Below are 16205 nucleotides of genomic sequence, written 5' to 3'. Positions count from 1 at the left end.
CGGGGGTTGACGGTTATTACCGGGCCGGGGTGTTTCGGTGGGTGGTGGGTGTATTGGTTCCCCTTTGGTGCTGTGTTTCCTGTGTTGTGGGGGGGTCGCGGGGGGCGGGCGCCCCGGGGGGGCGCCGGCCGGCGACTGCGAGTCATATGGACCAGATGGCGATCATCTCTTTCGTACGACGACGAAGTCCGCGAGCGCCGTGAGCTGCGCCCGCACGGTCTGCGGCATGTCGACGCGGTGCAGCGCCTCGATGGCGACCGCGTGCTGTCGACGGGCTTCCTGGGCGGTCCACTCACGGCCGCCCGCCTCCTCGATGAGCGCCGCGCGAGCGGCGAACTCCTCTTCGGAGAAGCTGTCGAAATCGCTGCTCCTGGCATCGGCGGCGAGCAGCTCGCCGAGCCGCTCCGAGGCCTTTCCGCCCGCGGCGAGCGCGGCGACGACCGGCAACGACTTCTTGCGCTGGCGCAGATCGCTCCAGGTCTGCTTGCCGGTGGACTCGGGGTCGCCCCAGATGCCGAGCAGGTCGTCCACGGCCTGGAAGGCGAGGCCGAGGTGGTAGCCGTACGCCTCCAGGGTGTCGGCGGTGCGGTCGTCGGCACCGCCGAGGACCGCACCGATGGAGCAGGCGCAGGCGAGCAGGGCGCCGGTCTTGTTGCCCTCCATCTCCAGGCACTCCTCGACGGTGACCCGCTCGCGGTGCTCGTAGGAGATGTCCTGGGCCTGCCCGTCGATGAGCTTGCGGGTGGCGACCGTCAGCCGGCGGGCCGCCCGGCCCGCCTCGACGGTGCCGAGTTCCAGCAGGATCTCGTTGGCGAGCGCGAAGAGCGCGTCCCCGACCAGGATCGCCTGGGCGGGGCCGTGCAGTTTCCAGACGGTGTCGCGGTGGCGACGCTGTTCGTCGCCGTCCATCAGGTCGTCGTGCAGCAACGAGAAGTTGTGCACGAGCTCGACGGCCACGGCGCCGGGGATGCCCGCCTCGGGGACGGCACCCGCCGCCTCCGCGGACAGCAGGGCCAGCGCGGGTCGGACGGCCTTGCCGCCGTCGCCGTCCGCGGGCCGTCCCTGGGCGTCGATCCACCCGAAGTGGTAGGCGGCGACGGTGTCCATGGGCGGTGCGAGCCGGTTCACAGCGGCCCGGAGCACCGGCGTGGAAAGGGCCCGACCGCGTTCCAGAAGCGCGGTGACGTCCGTGGTGTCGGCCACGGTGTCGAAAGCCGGATTCGCCGGGGTCACTGACTCTCCTCTTGTTCCGGTGGTACTGCTCATGCCGCCTCCTGCAGCGGATGTTCATGGGAGCGGCCCAGCGCGCTCAGCGCGACGTCCGCGGCGCTGAACCCGCTGCGGACGGCGCCCTCCATCGTCGCGGGCCAGCCGGTGGCCGTCCACGCCCCGGCCAGGGCGAGACCCTCGGCCCGGGTACGGGCCCCGGGCCGCAGTCGGCCGACGCCGGGGGCGGGGGCGAAGGTCGCCGTGCGTTCCCGGGTCACGAAGAAATCCCTGATCCCGGCGGTGCGGGCGGCAGGGAGCAGCCGTTCCAGCTCGGGCAGGTAACGCTTGCGCAGTTCGGCGACGGGGAGGTCGATCTCCTCGCCCGCGTCGGACTGGGACACCGCGAGGTACTGCCCCGGGCCGGTGAGCCCCGAGGCCTCCGTGCGGTCGAAGACCCACTGGACCGGGGAACCGAGCGCGGCGAAGAACGGGCGCCGCAGCACCTTGCGGTCGTAGACGACGTGCACATTGAGAATCGGCGAGGTACCGATGTCGAGCAGCCGCTCCGGGGCGTCGAGCGCACCCGCGGGCAGCAGGTCGTGGGTCTCGCGCTGCGGGACGGCGAGGACGACGGTGTCGGCGTCGATCCGTTCGCCCCGGGTGCCGACGGTCCATCCGCCCTGCTCCGCGCGGGTGAGCGAGGTCGCCCTGGTCCGCAGTTCGGTGCGCACCCCGGCGGTGTCCAGCGCCGTACGGGCCAGCGTGTCGTGGATCTCGCCGAGGGGGACGCCCGCCCAGCCGATGTCGGCGGCGCCGGGCTCGGAGAGGAGCCCGGTCCTGAAGACCTTCGCGGCGAGGGCCAGCGAGGCGTTCGGCGCGGTGGCGTTGAGGGTGGCGACACCGACAAGGTCCCAGAGGGCCTCGATCGTGCGCGCCGACTGGCCGTGCCGGGACAGCCAACTGCCGAAGTCGACGGTGTCGAGTGCGGGGTCGTCCGGGTCCAGGCGGCCCAGCGCGAGTGCGGCGCGTGAGACGCTCGCACGCTCGGCGAGCGAGAGGTGCGGGTAGCCGGCGAGTCCGGCCGCGAGGTGGAACGGAACCGGGAGCGCGTTGCGCCGCAGCCGTCCCAGCCTGGGCCCCGCGGGGCGGCCGACGTCCAGAACGGGCACGTCCAAACGGTCTTGCAGGGGCGCCAGACTCGTTCCGCCGACGCGGTCCAGGAACCAGCGGTAGGCGGTGCAGCAACGCAGGTAGACATGCTGTCCGTTGTCGACCGTCAGTTCGCCGCGCCGGAAGGAGAAGGCGAGTCCGCCGAGCCGGGGCCGCCCTTCCAGCAGGGTCACGTCAACTCCGGCGTCCGCGAGACGCAGCGCCGCGGTGACACCGGCGAGTCCGCCGCCGATCACCACCGCGCGGGAGGTACGCAGGGCGTCGTCCGTCACGCGCCCTCCTTCCATCGGGTCACTTCGATCAAGGACGCGTCAGTACGCCATGAGGTTGACCGCTGATCAAAACACGTGTCCGTGATGCACATGGTGCGCGAGATGTCCGTGCGGCGCATCAGACACGCCTCCTGGCCGTCCGCCGGGAGATGTGCCGGGTGTCGAGACCGGAGAGGCCGCGGACCGCGACGTACGCCTTCTCGTGGCCGGGCAGCGAGACCCGGCCGCGCAGCACCGCCTCGGGGTCGCGCTCGATCCGGTCGAGCAGCCTCCGGTAGATGCCCGCCATCGCCGCGACACAGGCGCCGCTGCGCCGGTCCAGCATCGGCAGCAGCCGGTATCCCTCGGCGAACAGTGTGCGGGCCCGCCGCACCTCGAAGTGGACGAGTCCGGCGAAATCGGCTCCGGGGGGCGGGGTGGCCCGGTGGAACCCGGCCGAACAGCCGAACTTGGCGAGGTCGTCGGCGGGCAGGTAGGTGCGCCCGTTGCCCGCGTCCTCGCGGACGTCGCGCAGGATGTTCGTCAGCTGGAGCGCGAGCCCCAGCGTGTCGGCGTACTCCGCGGCCCGGTCGGCGCCGGGGGCGCCCGGCTGAGTGCCGAAGATGCCCAGGCTGAGGCGGCCGACGGCGCCGGCGACACAGCGGCAGTAGACCTTCAGGTCGTCCCAGGTCTCGTACGTCGCGCCGCGTACGTCCATCAGCACGCCGTCGATGAGCTCGTCGAGCCCGCCGAGCGGGAGCGGGAATCTCCGCGCGGCGTCGGCGAGCGCGACGGCCACCGGATCGGTGTCGTCCTCGTCGACCGCACCGTCACGGATCCGGTCCAGGACCGTGCGGGTGCTCTCCAGGCGCTCGCGCTTGGTCTCCGGTGCCAGCCCACCGTCACCGATGTCGTCGACACGGCGGGAGAAGGCGTACAGCGCCGACATGGCCTGCCGCTTCTCGGCAGGCAGCAGCCTGATGCCGTAGGCGAAGTTACGCGCCTGCTGTCCGGTGACCGCCTCGCAGTACCTGTATGCGGCCTGTACCGGTGCCGACACGTACGTCGTCTGTCCCTCCACGGTCCGGCTCACCCCTCTCTACGCGCTTTTCGCAAAACAACTCCCACTTCGCGCAGCAGGCCCGGCCTGGTGGGCTTGGGGGGACCGGGCAGTACGTCGAACCCGGCGGCCGCGATCGAGGCGAGGGCGGCGCGCCCCCCACCCACGAATCCGGCGAGAAGCAGTCTGAGCCTGCCGTGGACGCTACCCACCAGGGGGGCGCCTTCATTCAGCAGTTCCCGCGCGCGTTCTGCTTCGTACGCGACCAGTGAACGCACCGCCGCGCCCCCCGAAGGGGCGGCGAGGTCGGATTCACGGACGTGGAACCGGGCCATGTCGTCCGCGGGCAGGTAGATCCGGTCGCGGCCGAGGTCCTCCGTGACGTCCTGGAGGTGTTCGACGATCTGGAGGGCCGTGCAGACGGCGTCGGAGCGGCGCACGCGCTCCGGGGTGGCGGTCCCGGTGATCTGCAGGACCAGTCGGCCCACGGGGTTGGCCGAGAGCTCGCAGTAGGCGGCGAGTTCTCCGTACGTCCCGTAGCGGCGAACCTTCTGGTCCTGGCGGTTCGCCTCGATCAGGCCGAGAAAGGGCTCGGGGGTGAGCGCGCGGCGTCGCACGGTGGGGCGCAGCGCCCGCAGCAGGGGGTGACGCGGACCGTCGCCCGCGGTGGCGAAGACCCGGTGCAGATCGGCCTCGAAGGCGTCGAGCATGGCGAGCCGGTCGCCGGTGCGCTCGGGGTCGAGGCCCAGGTGGCGGGCGTCCGCGCCGCCCGGCGCGAGATCGCCGTCGCCGATGTCGTCGACGAGACGGGCGTAGCCGTAGACGGCCATCAGGTCGTCCCGCCAGGCTCGCGGCAGGAAGAAGGGGGCCACGGGAAAATTCTCGTCCGCGGCCTTGTCGAGGGTGGCCGGCACTGCCGCGTCGGGCCGCGCCTGCGGGAAGGGGGTCACCACTGACCACCCGGTACTGGGACGGCGTGGGCACCTCGGAGCTGGAGATTTTCCGTCATTGCCGTCACATCTCCCGTTCTACACTGCTGACCCAAAACATCCCATTCCGGACACGCCGCCCGCCCTGCCGAGTGCGGAGCACGCCCGCGGGCCGTACGACCAGGCGGTATCGCCCCACTTGCAACGAATCAGCACCGGTACAGCTTACGTTGTACAACGCTCATCGATACCGCGGGGTATCGCGCCCCGTCCGGCAGCGTGCGCCGCCCCGTCAACCTTCCCCGCGCCCAGGAGGATTGACGTCATCCGACGGGAGGAGATCTTGCCCCGCGCATACCGCCGGGCGTGCAGGGCGCAACGAACGGGCGGCCGTCCGCGCACCGGCGCGGCCCCCGCCGGAAGACTCCCGCGGAGGCCGCGCCGGTGTCGTACGACCCGGGGACGGGCTATTTGCCGGTCTCGCGCTCGTACGCCTTGAGGACCTCGTCCGCCGGACCGTCCATCAGCAGTTCGCCCTTCTCCAGCCACAGCACCCGGTCACAGGTGTCCCTGATGGACTTGTTGCTGTGGCTGACCAGGAAGACCGTGCCCGCCTCCTTGCGCAGTTCCCTGATGCGCTGCTCGGAGCGGATCTGGAACTTGCGGTCGCCGGTGGCCAGCGCCTCGTCGATCATGAGGACGTCGTGGTTCTTCGCGGCCGCGATCGAGAACCGCAGCCGGGCTCCCATGCCGGAGGAGTACGTCCGCATCGGCAGCGTGATGAAGTCGCCCTTCTCGTTGATGCCGGAGAAGTCGACGATGTCCTGGTAGCGCTCGCGGATCTCCTCGCGCGACATGCCCATCGCGAGGCCGCCGAGCACCACGTTGCGCTCCCCGGTCAGATCGCCCATCAGCGCCGCGTTCACGCCCAGCAGCGACGGCTGCCCGTCCGTGTACACCTTGCCGCTCTCGGTGGGGAGCAGGCCGGCGATGGCTCGGAGCAGGGTCGACTTGCCGGAGCCGTTGGTCCCGATGAGGCCGATCGCCTCGCCTCGGTACGCGGTGAACGAGACGCCGCGCACCGCGTGGACCTTCCGCACCCCGCGCGCCTCGCCCTTGCCGCGGCGCAGTATCCGGCTCAGCGCCGCGGTGGCGCTTCCCCTGCCTCCTCCGCCGCCGCCGTTGACGCGGTAGACGATGTGCACGTCGTCGGCGATGACGGTGGGGACGCGCCCCGAAGTGTTGTCCTCAGCCACGGCCGTACCGTTCCTCTGCCTTCCAGAAGTACACGAAACCCACCACGCCGATGAGAACCGCCCAGGCCAGCCCGATCACCCAGACGTGCGCCGGAAGGTTCTCGGAACCGTAGCCGTCGATCAGCGCGAAGCGCATCAGGTCCATGTAGATGGCCGCCGGGTTGTACTGGAGCACGTCGGCGATCCAGGCCGGCTTGTCCTTGAGCATCACCGGGATGGAGAACATGACGCCCGACGCGTACATCCAGGTCCGCATGACGAACGGCATCAGCTGGGCGAGGTCGGGGGTCTTGCTGCCCAGCCTGGCCATGATCAGCGCCAGTCCGGTGTTGAAGACGAACTGCATGGCCAGCGCCGGGAAGATCAGCAACCAGGACAGTCCCGGGTAGCTGCCGAACACGACGGCCACGATCGCGAGCACGATCATCGAGTACAGCAGCTGCTGGAGCTGCTGGAGGGAGAACGAGATCGGCAGCGAGGCACGCGGGAAGTGCAGGGCCCGGACCAGCCCCAGGTTGCCGGAGATGGCCCGCACCCCCGCCATCACCGAACTCTGGGTGAAGGTGAACACGAAGACACCCGTCACCAGGAACGGGATGAAGACGTCCTGGGTCATTCCCTTCCTGGTCCCCAGGATCAGCCCGAAGATCAGGAAGTAGACCGCGGCGTTGAGCAGCGGGGTGGCCACCTGCCACAGCTGCCCCAGCTTCGCCTGGCTGTACTGGGCGGTCAGCTTCGCCCGGGAGAACGCCATGATGAAGTGGCGCCGGCCCCAGAGCTGACGGATGTACTCGAAGAGCCCTGGCCGGGCGCCGCTCACCGTCAGGCCGTACTTGGCGGCCTTCTCGGCCGGGCTCAGGCCCTCGTCGACGGATCGTGCGGTGCTCAGTGCGACCGCACCATCGTGGGTTGTGTCACTCACCAGATGAAACTCTCGTATTCAAGATGCGCGGCCGGTCGCGGGCGCGGCTCGGAGCGGACAGGTCCCGTGGAAGGGGTGATGCAGAGGAGGCACGTCCCATGCTCTCAGAGAAGAGACTCTCAGATCACAGGAGGTCGGCCGAGCCTGGTCAGCCGCCACACCGTCCGCCATTTCATCGGACGACGGGTGCCGCACGGCGTGGACCAGCCCTCCCGGAAGCCCCCGAACCACGCCTTCAGGGCCGGGCCGGAGGGCTTGCGCAGCAGGGTCAGCAGCAGCCACACCCCGAGATACACGGGGACCAGCGGCGCGGGCAGGTTCCGTCGGGCGAGCCACACCCGGTTGCGGGCCACCATGCGGTGGTAGACCGCGTGCCGCGACGGGGCGGTCGTCGGGTGGCTGAGGACCATGTCGGCTCGGTAGTCGATCATCCAGCCCGCGTCCAGCGCCCGCCAGGCCAGGTCGGTCTCCTCGTGCGCGTAGAAGAACTGGCCGGGCAGCGGCCCGACCTCGGAGATGACCTTGGTGCGCACCGCGTTGGCGCCGCCGAGGAAGGTGGTCACCCGCGAGGAGCGCAGTGGATCGGAGGCGCGCAGCCGCGGTACGTGGCGGCGCTGGGTGACGCCGGTGTCCGGGTCGGCGATGCGGAAACTGATGATGCCGAGCGCGGGGTCGGCCTCGAACGCCTGCCGGCACAGCTCGGCCGTGTCGGAGAGCGGCAGCAGGCCGTCGTCGTCGAGGAAGAGCAGTGCGTCCACGTCGGTGCCGGACGGGCCGAACGCCTCGATCCCGACGTTGCGGCCACCGGGGATGCCCAGGTTCTCGGGCAGTTCCACGGTGCGCACCCCCGCGGGGACGTCCGGTACGGGGGCGCCGTTGCCGACGACCACCACCTCGATCCGGTCGCCCTTCTGCCCGGCGACCGAATCGAGGAGGGCGCGCAGTTCCGCGGGACGATTGCCCATCGTGATGATGACCGCGCCGAGTTTCATGGAGGTGCTCACTTCAGTCTGCTCGACACGAGGATCGACACGAGGTGCAGCAGGGTCTGCAGCAGTGCGATGCCGGCCAGGACCGCGACCATGAGACGGCTGAAGAACAGGTCGTCCCTGACCGTGTCCAGGACCGCCGCCACCAGGATGACCAGCGACGCCTCGACGCCGAGGATCAGCCGGTGGAACTTGAGCGCGGCGGCGGCGCGGCGGGCGAGCGCCATGCCGGACGAGCGCGGCTCGGAGGCCGCCTCCTTGACCGGCGGCAGTCCGCCCTGGTGGCGTGCCACGCCGACGAGGTCCGTCTCGGCCTTGATGAGGATGGCGCCGAGGGCCGCGAGCGTGCCCAGGAAGGCCCACAGCCAGTCGATGCGCCCGGAACCCCACAGGTCGGCGGCGCGCAGGCCGAAGCCGACGAGCACGGCCGCGTCGCAGAGGTAGGCGCCGACCCGGTCCAGGTAGACCCCGCCCAGCGAGAACTGCTTCTTCCAGCGGGCCACCTCGCCGTCGACGCAGTCGAGCAGCAGGTAGAGCTGGACCATGAGCACGCCGAGCAGCGCCCCCGGGATACCGGGCACCAGCAGGGCCGGCGCGGCGAGCACACCCGCGACGGTCATCACATAGGTGAGCTGGTTGGGCGTGATCCTGGTGTTGACCAGGTGCCGGTCCACCCGCAGGGAGATCTCGCGCATGTAGAGCCGACCCGCCCAGTGCTCACCACTGCGCCGGTCCTTCACGCCCGGGGGGTGCACGACCGGGCGGAGTTCAGCTATGGATGGCTTTTGCATAGTCGGCGTACGCGTCCCTGATCTGGTCGGTGGACAGGTTGAGGTGTTCGAGGATCGTGAAGCGCCCCGGGCGGGTCTGCGGGGCGTAGTCGACGGCCTGGACGAACTCGTCGGTGGTGAAACCGATCTCTTCGGGCAGGACGGGCAGACCGTGGCGCCGCAGGGTGGCCACCATGAGCAGCGACTCCTCGCGGGCGCCGCGCAGGTGCATGGCGAAGCAGGCGCCGAGGCCGACCTGCTCGCCGTGGCTGGCGGCACGCTTGGGGTGGAGCAGGTCGAAGGCGTGGTTGATCTCGTGGCAGGCGCCCGAGGCGGGCCGGGAGTCGCCTGCCACCGACATGGAGATGCCGGTCATCACGAGGCCCTCGGCAAGCACCTTGAGGAAGCCGTCGTCGCCGATGCCGCCGGGGTGGCGCAGCACGGCCTCGCCGGCCTGCCGGGCCATGGCCGCGGCCAGTCCGTCGATCTCCTCGCCCCTGACCTCGTGGGCCAGTTCCCAGTCGGCCACGCAGGAGATGTTGGAGACGGCGTCGCCGATGCCGGAGCGCACGAAGCGGGCCGGGGCCCGGCGGACGACGTCGAGGTCGATGACGACGGCGATCGGGGTGGGGACACCGTAGGAGCCCCGGCCGTTGTCGTTGTCCAGGGTCGCGACCGGCGAGCAGAGTCCGTCGTGGGCGAGGTTCGTCGCCACCGCCACCATCGGCAGCCCGACGCGGGCGGCGGCGTACTTGGCCACGTCGACGATCTTGCCGCCGCCGAGGCCGACCACGGCGTCGTACCGGTTGCCCTTGATGTCGTCGGCGAGCTTGACCGCCGAGTCGAGGGTGCCGTCGGCGACCGGGTACCAGTGGGCGCCGGGCAGCGCCGGGGCCAGCCGCTCGCGCAGGGCGCGCCCCGACCCGTCGCTGATCGCGACGGCGAGCTTGCCGGACGCGGAGATCCGCTGGTCGGCGAGGAGGCCGGCCAGTCCGTCCAGGGCGCCCCGGCTGATGTCGACGACGACCGGGGACGGGATGAGCCGGGTCAGTACTGGCACGCGATCCCACGGCCCTTCGCGAGGTCGTCGTGATTGTCGATCTCGACCCACGCCACCTCGCCGATGGGTGCCACGTCGATGGTGAAGCCGCGGTTCACGAGCTCCTGGTAGCCGTCCTCGTAGTAGAGGTCCGGGTCGCGCTCGAAGGTCGTCCTCAGGGCGTCGGCGAGGTCGGCCGCGGCCTCCGGCTCGATGAGGGTGACGCCGATGTACTCACCGGTCGCGGCGGCCGGATCCATCAGCTTGGTGATGCGCCGCACGCCCTTGCCGTCCTCGGCGACGACCTTCATCTCCTCGTCGGCGAGGTTCTTCACCGTGTCCAGCGCGAGGATGATCCGCCGCCCCTCGCCGCGGGCGTCCAGGAGCTTCCTCTCGACGGAGACCGGGTGGACGGTGTCGCCGTTGGCGAGGATGACACCGCGCGTCAGGACGTCACGGGCGCACCACAGGGAGTAGGCGTTGTTCCACTCCTCGGCCTTGTCGTTGTCGATCAGGGTGAGGGTGACGCCGTACGTCGCCTCGAACTCGGCCTTGCGGGCGTACACGGCCTCCTTGCGGTAGCCGACCACGACGGCGACCTCGGTGAGGCCGATCTCCGCGAAGTTCGCCAGCGTGAGGTCCAGGACGGTCTTCTCGCCGTCGACAGGCACGAGGGCCTTCGGGAGCGTGTCGGTGTAGGGGCGCAGTCGCCGTCCGGCACCGGCTGCCAGTACGAGGCCGATCATGCGGGTTCTCCTTCGTCGTGAACGGCGGGTGCTCCGGAGGACACCCAGAAGCGGATGGACTCCACGAGCACCACCACGGCCACGGCCACCGCGAACGCGGTGAGTGCCACGGTGAACGCCGCGTGCCGGGTGAGTACGGCGGCGAGCACGGTCACCACCAGGGTGCGACCCTCGTGCCCGCCGATCGTGCGTACCAGCCACCGGGGCGGCGCACCGGTGCCCCCGCGAATGCGGTACACCGTGTCGTAGTGATGGTAGGCGACGGCCGAGACCAGCCCGAACGCCGCCGGAAGGGCTCCGGGGACATCGCTGCGGGCGGCGAGGATCAGGACGGTGCAGTACTCGGCCGCCCTGAATATCGGGGGCACGAGCCAGTCCAGCGCGCCCGTGAGGGGGCGCGAGACGGCCATGCCGGAGAACATCGCGTAGACCACCGCCGTGAGGATGGTGTGCCAGCTGCCGAAGGGCTGCGAGAGCGCGGAGGCGATCATGAGCACTCCGGCGAGCAGGGCCGTGACCGGGGCGCTCCAGCTGCCGCCGAGGCGTGGCCCGAACGCGGCGACGGCCTCGGCGACCGGACCGGAGTCGGCGAGATCGGCGAGGGCCCGGGCCGCGCGGTCGGTGCGCTGGGCCTTGCGGGTCAGCGAGCGCAGCAGCCGTCCGGCGGTGGTGTAGCAGGCCGCGAAGGAGCAGCCGACGAGCAGGGCGTAGAAGACGATCCGGGGGGTGGTCACCGCGGTGAGCACCGCGATCATCGCCCAGCGCTCACCGATCGGCAGCACTATCATCCGGCGCAGCCAGACCGTCCAGCCGACGCTGTCGAGCCTGCTGGAGAGTGCGGCCGTGGGGCTCGAATTCGCCACGGCGTCGTGGTTGGCCTCGTTGAACGAGAAGTCGATGACGTGTCGGCACGCCTGGAGCACCATGGCGCCCAGGGCGAGCACCCAGACGTCGTCCCCGCCCCGGGCGGCGCCGAGGGCCAGGCCCGCGTAGTACGCGTATTCCTTGGCCCGGTCGAAGGTGGCGTCCAGCCAGGCGCCCAGTGTCGAGTACTGCAGCGAGTAGCGGGCGAGCTGCCCGTCGGTGCAGTCCAGCACGAAGGAGAGGAGCAGCAGCACGCCCGCGGCGACGAAGCCCCCGCGGGTGCCGGTCGCGGCGCTGCCGGCCGCGATCAGCGCGGTCAGCAGGGACGCGGTGGTGACCTGGTTCGGCGTGAGGCCGCGCCGGGCGCACCAGCGCGCGATGTAACGGGAGTACGGACTGATGAAGAACGTGGTGAAGAAGCCGTCGTGGGCCTTCACCGCGCTGCGCAGCCGCACCGCCTCGTCGTCGACCGCCGCGAGGTCGCGCTCCGCCGCCGCGCGCGCGGGGGCGTCGGTCGGCACCGCCGCGATCAGCGAACCGAGCTCGGGACGCTGCACGGGGCTGCCCTCGGCGTCCATGACCGCGGCGAGCCGGCCGGGCACGGTGCGGTCGGCGGCGGCCGGCTCGATGGTGCCCGGCGTCGCGGGGACGCCGGCGCCGACGGCGGTTGTCGTGGTGTCCAGGGCCCGGACGAGCGCGGGCCGGGCCCCGGGCTGTGCGGTGAGCGCTCCGGGCACGGCGGCGGCGGGGAAGCGCGGGTCGGTCAGTCCGAGCCGGAGGGCATGGACGTGGCCGACGAAGCGGGGATCGACCAGTGCGACGCGGCGGTCGGCCGGGACGGCGGAGAGAAGCCGTGCGGCCTCGGTCACATCGGCGGCGACCTGTACGTCGAAGCCCAGCGACCGCAGATCGTCGGGGAGCGATGATCCGGGTACCGGAGCACCGGTGAGAATGGCGGTCGACAGACGAACTCACTCCTTGGTGCTGACGTGGTCGGCGCGCGACAGTGCGGCCCGGGGGCGGGCCGGCGGCACGTCGGCAGAGGCTATCGGATGAGCGGAAGCGGGAGTTCACTGCCCGTTCGCGCTCTGTTCGGGACGGACCGGCATCGCGCCGCGCCGTCCGCGATCATCATCGTCGATCCCCGCCTCACCTGACAAAACGCGGTGGCGACGCCCCGGTCCTTCCCGGGCCTTTCCGCCCGGATCGGACCGGGGGGGGCACGGCCGGTCCGCCGCCCCGGGCCAGGGACGGCGCTCCGGGAGCACAGCCTAGGCTGACCCGTATGACATGGCTGATCACAGGTGGGGCGGGATACATCGGCGCACACGTGGTGCGGTCCATGAGGGGTGCCGGTGAGCGGGTGGTGGTCCTCGACGACCTGTCGGGCGGCGTCACCGAACGGCTCCCGGCCGATGTGCCGCTGGTCAAGGGCTCGTGCGGCGACCGCGCGCTGCTCGACCGGGTGCTGGAGCGACACGATGTGACGGGTGTGGTGCACCTCGCGGCGAAGAAGCAGGTGGGCGAGTCCGTCGAGAAGCCGCTGCTGTACTACCGGGAGAACGTGGCCGGGCTGACCGTCCTCCTGGAGGCGGTCACCGCCGCCGGGGTGGGGTGCTTCCTGTTCTCGTCCTCCGCAGCGGTGTACGGCGTACCGGATGTGGATCTCATCACCGAGGACACCCCCTGCCTCCCGATCAACCCCTACGGCGAGACGAAGCTCGCCGGGGAGTGGCTGGTCCGCGCCACCGGGAGGGCACACGGAATGTCCACGGGCTGCCTGCGCTACTTCAATGTGGCCGGGGCGGCGGCGCCGGAGCTGGCGGACACGGGCGCCGCCAACGTGGTGCCGATGTTCTTCGAGCGGCTGACCCGGGGCGAGGCCCCGAGGATCTTCGGTGACGACTACCCGACGCCCGACGGCACCTGCGTCCGTGACTACGTCCATGTCGCGGATCTCGCCGACGCGCACCTCGCCGTCGCCCGGAGGCTGGCCGGACGGGCGGGCGGCGACCTGACCGTGAACGTCGGCCGCGGCACGGGCGTCTCGGTGCGGGAACTCGCCGATCTGGTGGGCGAGATCACCGGCCGGCAGGTGGAGCCCGTGGTGGAGGCGCGGCGGCCGGGTGACGCCGCGAAGGCCGTCGCGTCCGCCGCCCGGATGTCCCGGGAGTTCGGCTGGACGCCTCGGCGCGGGGTGCGCGACATGGTCGCGTCCGCCTGGGAGGGCTGGTGCCTCCAGCATCCCGAGGCGCGCACGAACTGACCTTCCGGTGGTCACCCCATTGCCCTGACCCGTGAACGTTTCCGCAGGTCAGGGCAATGACAACGGTGTTCAGTACCGTGTTGCCCGATACCCCCCACCCGTAGTTCACTGGCAGTGCTCGGGCCGACCGCGCCCGAGTCCGCGAGACGACCGGGAGGCGTCCCCATGGGGGCAGGGCACGATCACGGGCACACACACGGCGGTCCGCCGCCCACCGGCACGGCCGCCGCCGCGTACAAGGGGCGATTGCGCATCGCGCTGTGCATCACGCTCACCGTGACGGTGATGGAGATCGTCGGCGGGCTCCTCACCGGCTCGCTCGCCCTGATCGCGGACGCGGCGCACATGGCGACCGACGCGCTGGGGCTGGGCATGGCGCTGCTGGCGATCCACTTCGCCAACTGGCCGGCCGGCCTCAACCGCACCTTCGGCTTCGCCCGCGCCGAGATCCTCGCGGCACTGGCGAACTGTCTGCTGCTGCTCGGCGTGGGCGGCTTCCTGCTCTTCGAGGCGATCGGGCGGTTCATCACCCCGGCCGAGACCAAGGGCGGCCTGACGATCGCCTTCGCCCTGGTCGGCCTGGTCGCCAACATGATCTCGCTGTCGCTGCTGATGCGCGGGCAGCGGGACAGCCTCAATGTGCGCGGCGCCTATCTGGAGGTGCTCGCGGACACCCTCGGTTCCATCGCCGTGCTGATCTCGGCGAGCATCATCCTGACCACCGGCTGGCAGGCCGCCGACCCGATCGCCTCGCTGGTGATCGGCCTGATGATCGTCCCCCGGACCGTGAAACTGCTCAGGGAGACGCTCAACGTGCTGCTGGAGGCCGCGCCGAAGGGTGTGGACATGGGTGAGGTGCGCGCCCACATCACCGCGCTGCCCGGCGTGCTGGACGTGCACGACCTGCACGCCTGGACGATCACGTCGGGGATGCCGGTGCTCTCCGCCCATGTGGTGGTGAGCCGGGCCGTGCTGGACTCGATCGGTCACGAGAAGCTCCTCCACGAACTCCAGGGGTGCCTGGGCACCCACTTCGACGTGGAGCACTGCACGTTCCAGCTGGAGCCGAGCGGCCATGCCGAGCACGAGGCCGGGCTCTGCCACTGAAGGCCGGGCCGGTACGGCGGTGTAGGGTGTCCGGCGAGGCGAGTGGCCTTCCCTGTCGAGAGAGGAGCTGAGGTTGATGACCGTCGCGACCGCGCCCGTCCGGCGCAGCATCCGGTCCTTCCTCATCTCCCGGGTTCTCGGCTAGCACCCCCGGTCCGTACCGGTTCGGCCTGCCTGCCGGAACCCTCGTTCACAGGGGTTTCCCACGTTGACCGACAACGACCGCACCACTCGTACCCCAGACGATCACGCCGCACGTACCGCGGCGTTCTTCTCCCTGCATCAGGGCCTGCCGCGGCAGAGCCCCGGCTCCGACGCCACCACCCGGGGGCTGCTGGGGCTCACCGGCCCGTTGCCGGAACGGCCGCGTGTCCTCGATCTGGGCTGCGGGCCGGGCCGTGCCTCGCTGCTGCTGGCAGCCGAGGCGGGTGCCGAGGTGACCGCCGTCGACCTGCACGAGCCGTTCCTCGCCGAGCTGCGCGAGGCGGCCCGCGTCCGCGGGCTCGACGACCGCGTCCGCACGGTCCGCGCCGACATGGCCGACCTCTCCGGCTTCCCGGACGGGTCGTTCGACCTCGTCTGGGCCGAGGGGTCCGCGTACCTCATCGGTTTCGACACCGCGCTGCGCGACTGGCGGCGTCTGCTCGCACCGGGCGGTTCCCTCGTCGTCAGCGACTGCGTCTGGACGACCGATACGCCGTCGGCGAAGGCCCGTTCCTTCTGGGAACGGGCGGGTTCGCTGCGTCCGGTGGCGGCGAACGGCGCGGCGGCGGTGGCGGCCGGCTATCACGTCCTCGGGACGCGGGTGCAGCCCGACAGCGACTGGGACGAGTACTACGTCCCGCTCGCCGCGCGGGTGGCGGCCGCGGACGCGTCGGTCCCCGGCATGGCCCGGGCGATCGCCGCGAGCCGTGAGGAACTGGCAGTGCGGCGCGATCACGGCGCGGAGTACGGCTACGCCTGCTACGTGCTGCGTCCCGCCGATCCCCGCTGGCCGACCCGGCCGGAGACGGACGCGGACGCGGCGGCCGTGCACGCGGTCAACGCCGCGGCCTTCCCCACGCCGGCCGAGGCCGATCTCGTCGACGCGCTGCGGGCCGATCCGGCGGCCCGGCTCCCCGGCCTCGGGTATGTCGCGCGGGCGGGCGCGGACGGGGGCGTCGCGGCCTACGCGCTGCTGACCCGGTGCCGCGTCGGGGACGCCCCGGCCCTGGCCCTGGCCCCGGTGGCGACGGTGCCGGAGCATCAGCGGAAGGGGGCGGGGCGGGCCGTGGTGCGGGCCGCGCTCGACGCCGCCCGTCTGTGCGGCGAGTCCCTCGTTCTGGTGCTCGGTGACCCGGCGTACTACACGCGGTTCGGCTTCGTACCGGCGTCCCGGTACGGGATCCGGCCGGCCTTCGACGTCCCGGACGGGGCGATGATGGCGCTGGTGCTCGACGAATCGGCGCAGGTCCCGAGCGGCACCATCCACTACCCGGCCGCCTTCGGCGTGTGACAGCGCGTGTCCGTCCCCAAGGCCGCGCCGGACGCGGCCCCGGGGACGGACATGCCCGGACCCGAAGTGCGGACAAGCGGCTTTTGTGCGGCAGACTTGAGCGGACTCGACGGGACCGGCGCACCGGGCCGG

At 71.5% G+C, this 16205-nt stretch carries 14 protein-coding genes; 3 read left to right on the top strand and 11 right to left on the bottom strand.

Annotated elements, in window-relative coordinates; genetic code table 11:
* Positions 1-162 precede the first annotated feature (162 nt).
* The 11 genes from ACF1CT_RS26070 to ACF1CT_RS26020 form a co-directional block, all read right to left on the bottom strand.
* Positions 163-1266 carry a polyprenyl synthetase family protein gene (locus tag ACF1CT_RS26070; protein ID WP_391786379.1) on the bottom strand — a complete coding sequence of 368 codons (1104 nt, stop codon included), beginning with the start codon at positions 1264-1266 and terminating at the stop codon, positions 163-165.
* Positions 1263-2666 carry a hydroxysqualene dehydroxylase HpnE gene (hpnE, locus tag ACF1CT_RS26065; protein WP_391786378.1) on the bottom strand — a complete coding sequence of 468 codons (1404 nt, stop codon included), beginning with the start codon at positions 2664-2666 and terminating at the stop codon, positions 1263-1265. Before hpnE ends, ACF1CT_RS26070 begins: the two co-directional genes overlap by 4 nt.
* A 103-nt stretch (positions 2667-2769) precedes the next feature.
* Positions 2770-3723 (bottom strand): presqualene diphosphate synthase HpnD, encoded by a 954-nt coding sequence (gene hpnD / locus ACF1CT_RS26060; protein ID WP_391786377.1) that lies wholly within the window; start codon positions 3721-3723, stop codon positions 2770-2772.
* Complete coding sequence (gene hpnC, locus ACF1CT_RS26055; protein WP_391786376.1) at positions 3720-4640, bottom strand: squalene synthase HpnC; 921 nt, start codon at positions 4638-4640, stop codon at positions 3720-3722. The genes hpnD and hpnC overlap by 4 nt, the downstream gene beginning before the upstream one ends.
* Before the next feature lie 446 nt (positions 4641-5086).
* Positions 5087-5875 (bottom strand): ABC transporter ATP-binding protein, encoded by a 789-nt coding sequence (locus tag ACF1CT_RS26050; RefSeq protein WP_391786375.1) that lies wholly within the window; start codon positions 5873-5875, stop codon positions 5087-5089.
* Positions 5868-6797, bottom strand: a complete 930-nt coding sequence (locus tag ACF1CT_RS26045; RefSeq protein WP_391786374.1) for an ABC transporter permease — start codon at positions 6795-6797, stop codon at positions 5868-5870. Before ACF1CT_RS26045 ends, ACF1CT_RS26050 begins: the two co-directional genes overlap by 8 nt.
* 119 nt (positions 6798-6916) lie before the next feature.
* The gene (locus ACF1CT_RS26040) at positions 6917-7789 is read right to left on the bottom strand and encodes a glycosyltransferase family 2 protein (RefSeq protein WP_391786426.1); all 873 of its coding nucleotides are present in this window, start codon (positions 7787-7789) and stop codon (positions 6917-6919) included.
* A gap of 8 nt (positions 7790-7797) precedes the next feature.
* The gene (locus ACF1CT_RS26035) at positions 7798-8577 is read right to left on the bottom strand and encodes a CDP-alcohol phosphatidyltransferase family protein (RefSeq protein ID WP_391786373.1); all 780 of its coding nucleotides are present in this window, start codon (positions 8575-8577) and stop codon (positions 7798-7800) included.
* Positions 8555-9616: an iron-containing alcohol dehydrogenase family protein gene (locus ACF1CT_RS26030; RefSeq protein ID WP_391786372.1), complete on the bottom strand. Its 1062-nt coding sequence runs from the start codon at positions 9614-9616 to the stop codon at positions 8555-8557. The genes ACF1CT_RS26035 and ACF1CT_RS26030 overlap by 23 nt, the downstream gene beginning before the upstream one ends.
* Positions 9604-10341 carry a sugar phosphate nucleotidyltransferase gene (locus ACF1CT_RS26025; protein ID WP_391786371.1) on the bottom strand — a complete coding sequence of 246 codons (738 nt, stop codon included), beginning with the start codon at positions 10339-10341 and terminating at the stop codon, positions 9604-9606. The genes ACF1CT_RS26030 and ACF1CT_RS26025 overlap by 13 nt, the downstream gene beginning before the upstream one ends.
* Positions 10338-12113: a DUF5941 domain-containing protein gene (locus ACF1CT_RS26020; RefSeq protein WP_391786425.1), complete on the bottom strand. Its 1776-nt coding sequence runs from the start codon at positions 12111-12113 to the stop codon at positions 10338-10340. Before ACF1CT_RS26020 ends, ACF1CT_RS26025 begins: the two co-directional genes overlap by 4 nt.
* A gap of 377 nt (positions 12114-12490) precedes the next feature.
* Here ACF1CT_RS26020 and galE point away from each other — a divergent pair, with 377 nt between their 5' ends.
* From galE to ACF1CT_RS26005, 3 genes are all read left to right on the top strand, one after another.
* Positions 12491-13471, top strand: coding sequence for a UDP-glucose 4-epimerase GalE (gene galE, locus ACF1CT_RS26015; protein WP_391786370.1), 981 nt, complete (start codon positions 12491-12493; stop codon positions 13469-13471).
* A 165-nt stretch (positions 13472-13636) separates the two neighbouring features.
* On the top strand, positions 13637-14578 hold the full coding sequence (locus tag ACF1CT_RS26010) for a cation diffusion facilitator family transporter (protein ID WP_391786369.1): 942 nt from the start codon (positions 13637-13639) through the stop codon (positions 14576-14578).
* A gap of 208 nt (positions 14579-14786) precedes the next feature.
* Entirely contained in the window at positions 14787-16073 is a 1287-nt protein-coding gene (locus tag ACF1CT_RS26005; RefSeq protein ID WP_391786368.1) for a GNAT family N-acetyltransferase, read from the top strand.
* Positions 16074-16205 lie beyond the last annotated feature (132 nt).

Origin of the sequence: Streptomyces sp. NPDC014734 (genome assembly GCF_043083325.1) — a bacterium.
In the GTDB taxonomy this organism is placed as follows: domain Bacteria; phylum Actinomycetota; class Actinomycetes; order Streptomycetales; family Streptomycetaceae; genus Streptomyces.
This window is presented reverse-complemented; position numbering and strand designations above follow the sequence as displayed.

Coding starts and splice junctions, on each gene's coding strand:
- ACF1CT_RS26010 (WP_391786369.1), top strand. CDS start 13,637: ATGGGGGCAGGGCACGATCACGGGCACACACACGGCGGTCCGCCGCCC.
- hpnE (WP_391786378.1), bottom strand. CDS start 2,666: ATGGAAGGAGGGCGCGTGACGGACGACGCCCTGCGTACCTCCCGCGCG.
- ACF1CT_RS26040 (WP_391786426.1), bottom strand. CDS start 7,789: ATGAAACTCGGCGCGGTCATCATCACGATGGGCAATCGTCCCGCGGAA.
- ACF1CT_RS26070 (WP_391786379.1), bottom strand. CDS start 1,266: ATGAGCAGTACCACCGGAACAAGAGGAGAGTCAGTGACCCCGGCGAAT.
- ACF1CT_RS26025 (WP_391786371.1), bottom strand. CDS start 10,341: ATGATCGGCCTCGTACTGGCAGCCGGTGCCGGACGGCGACTGCGCCCC.
- galE (WP_391786370.1), top strand. CDS start 12,491: ATGACATGGCTGATCACAGGTGGGGCGGGATACATCGGCGCACACGTG.
- ACF1CT_RS26035 (WP_391786373.1), bottom strand. CDS start 8,577: ATGCAAAAGCCATCCATAGCTGAACTCCGCCCGGTCGTGCACCCCCCG.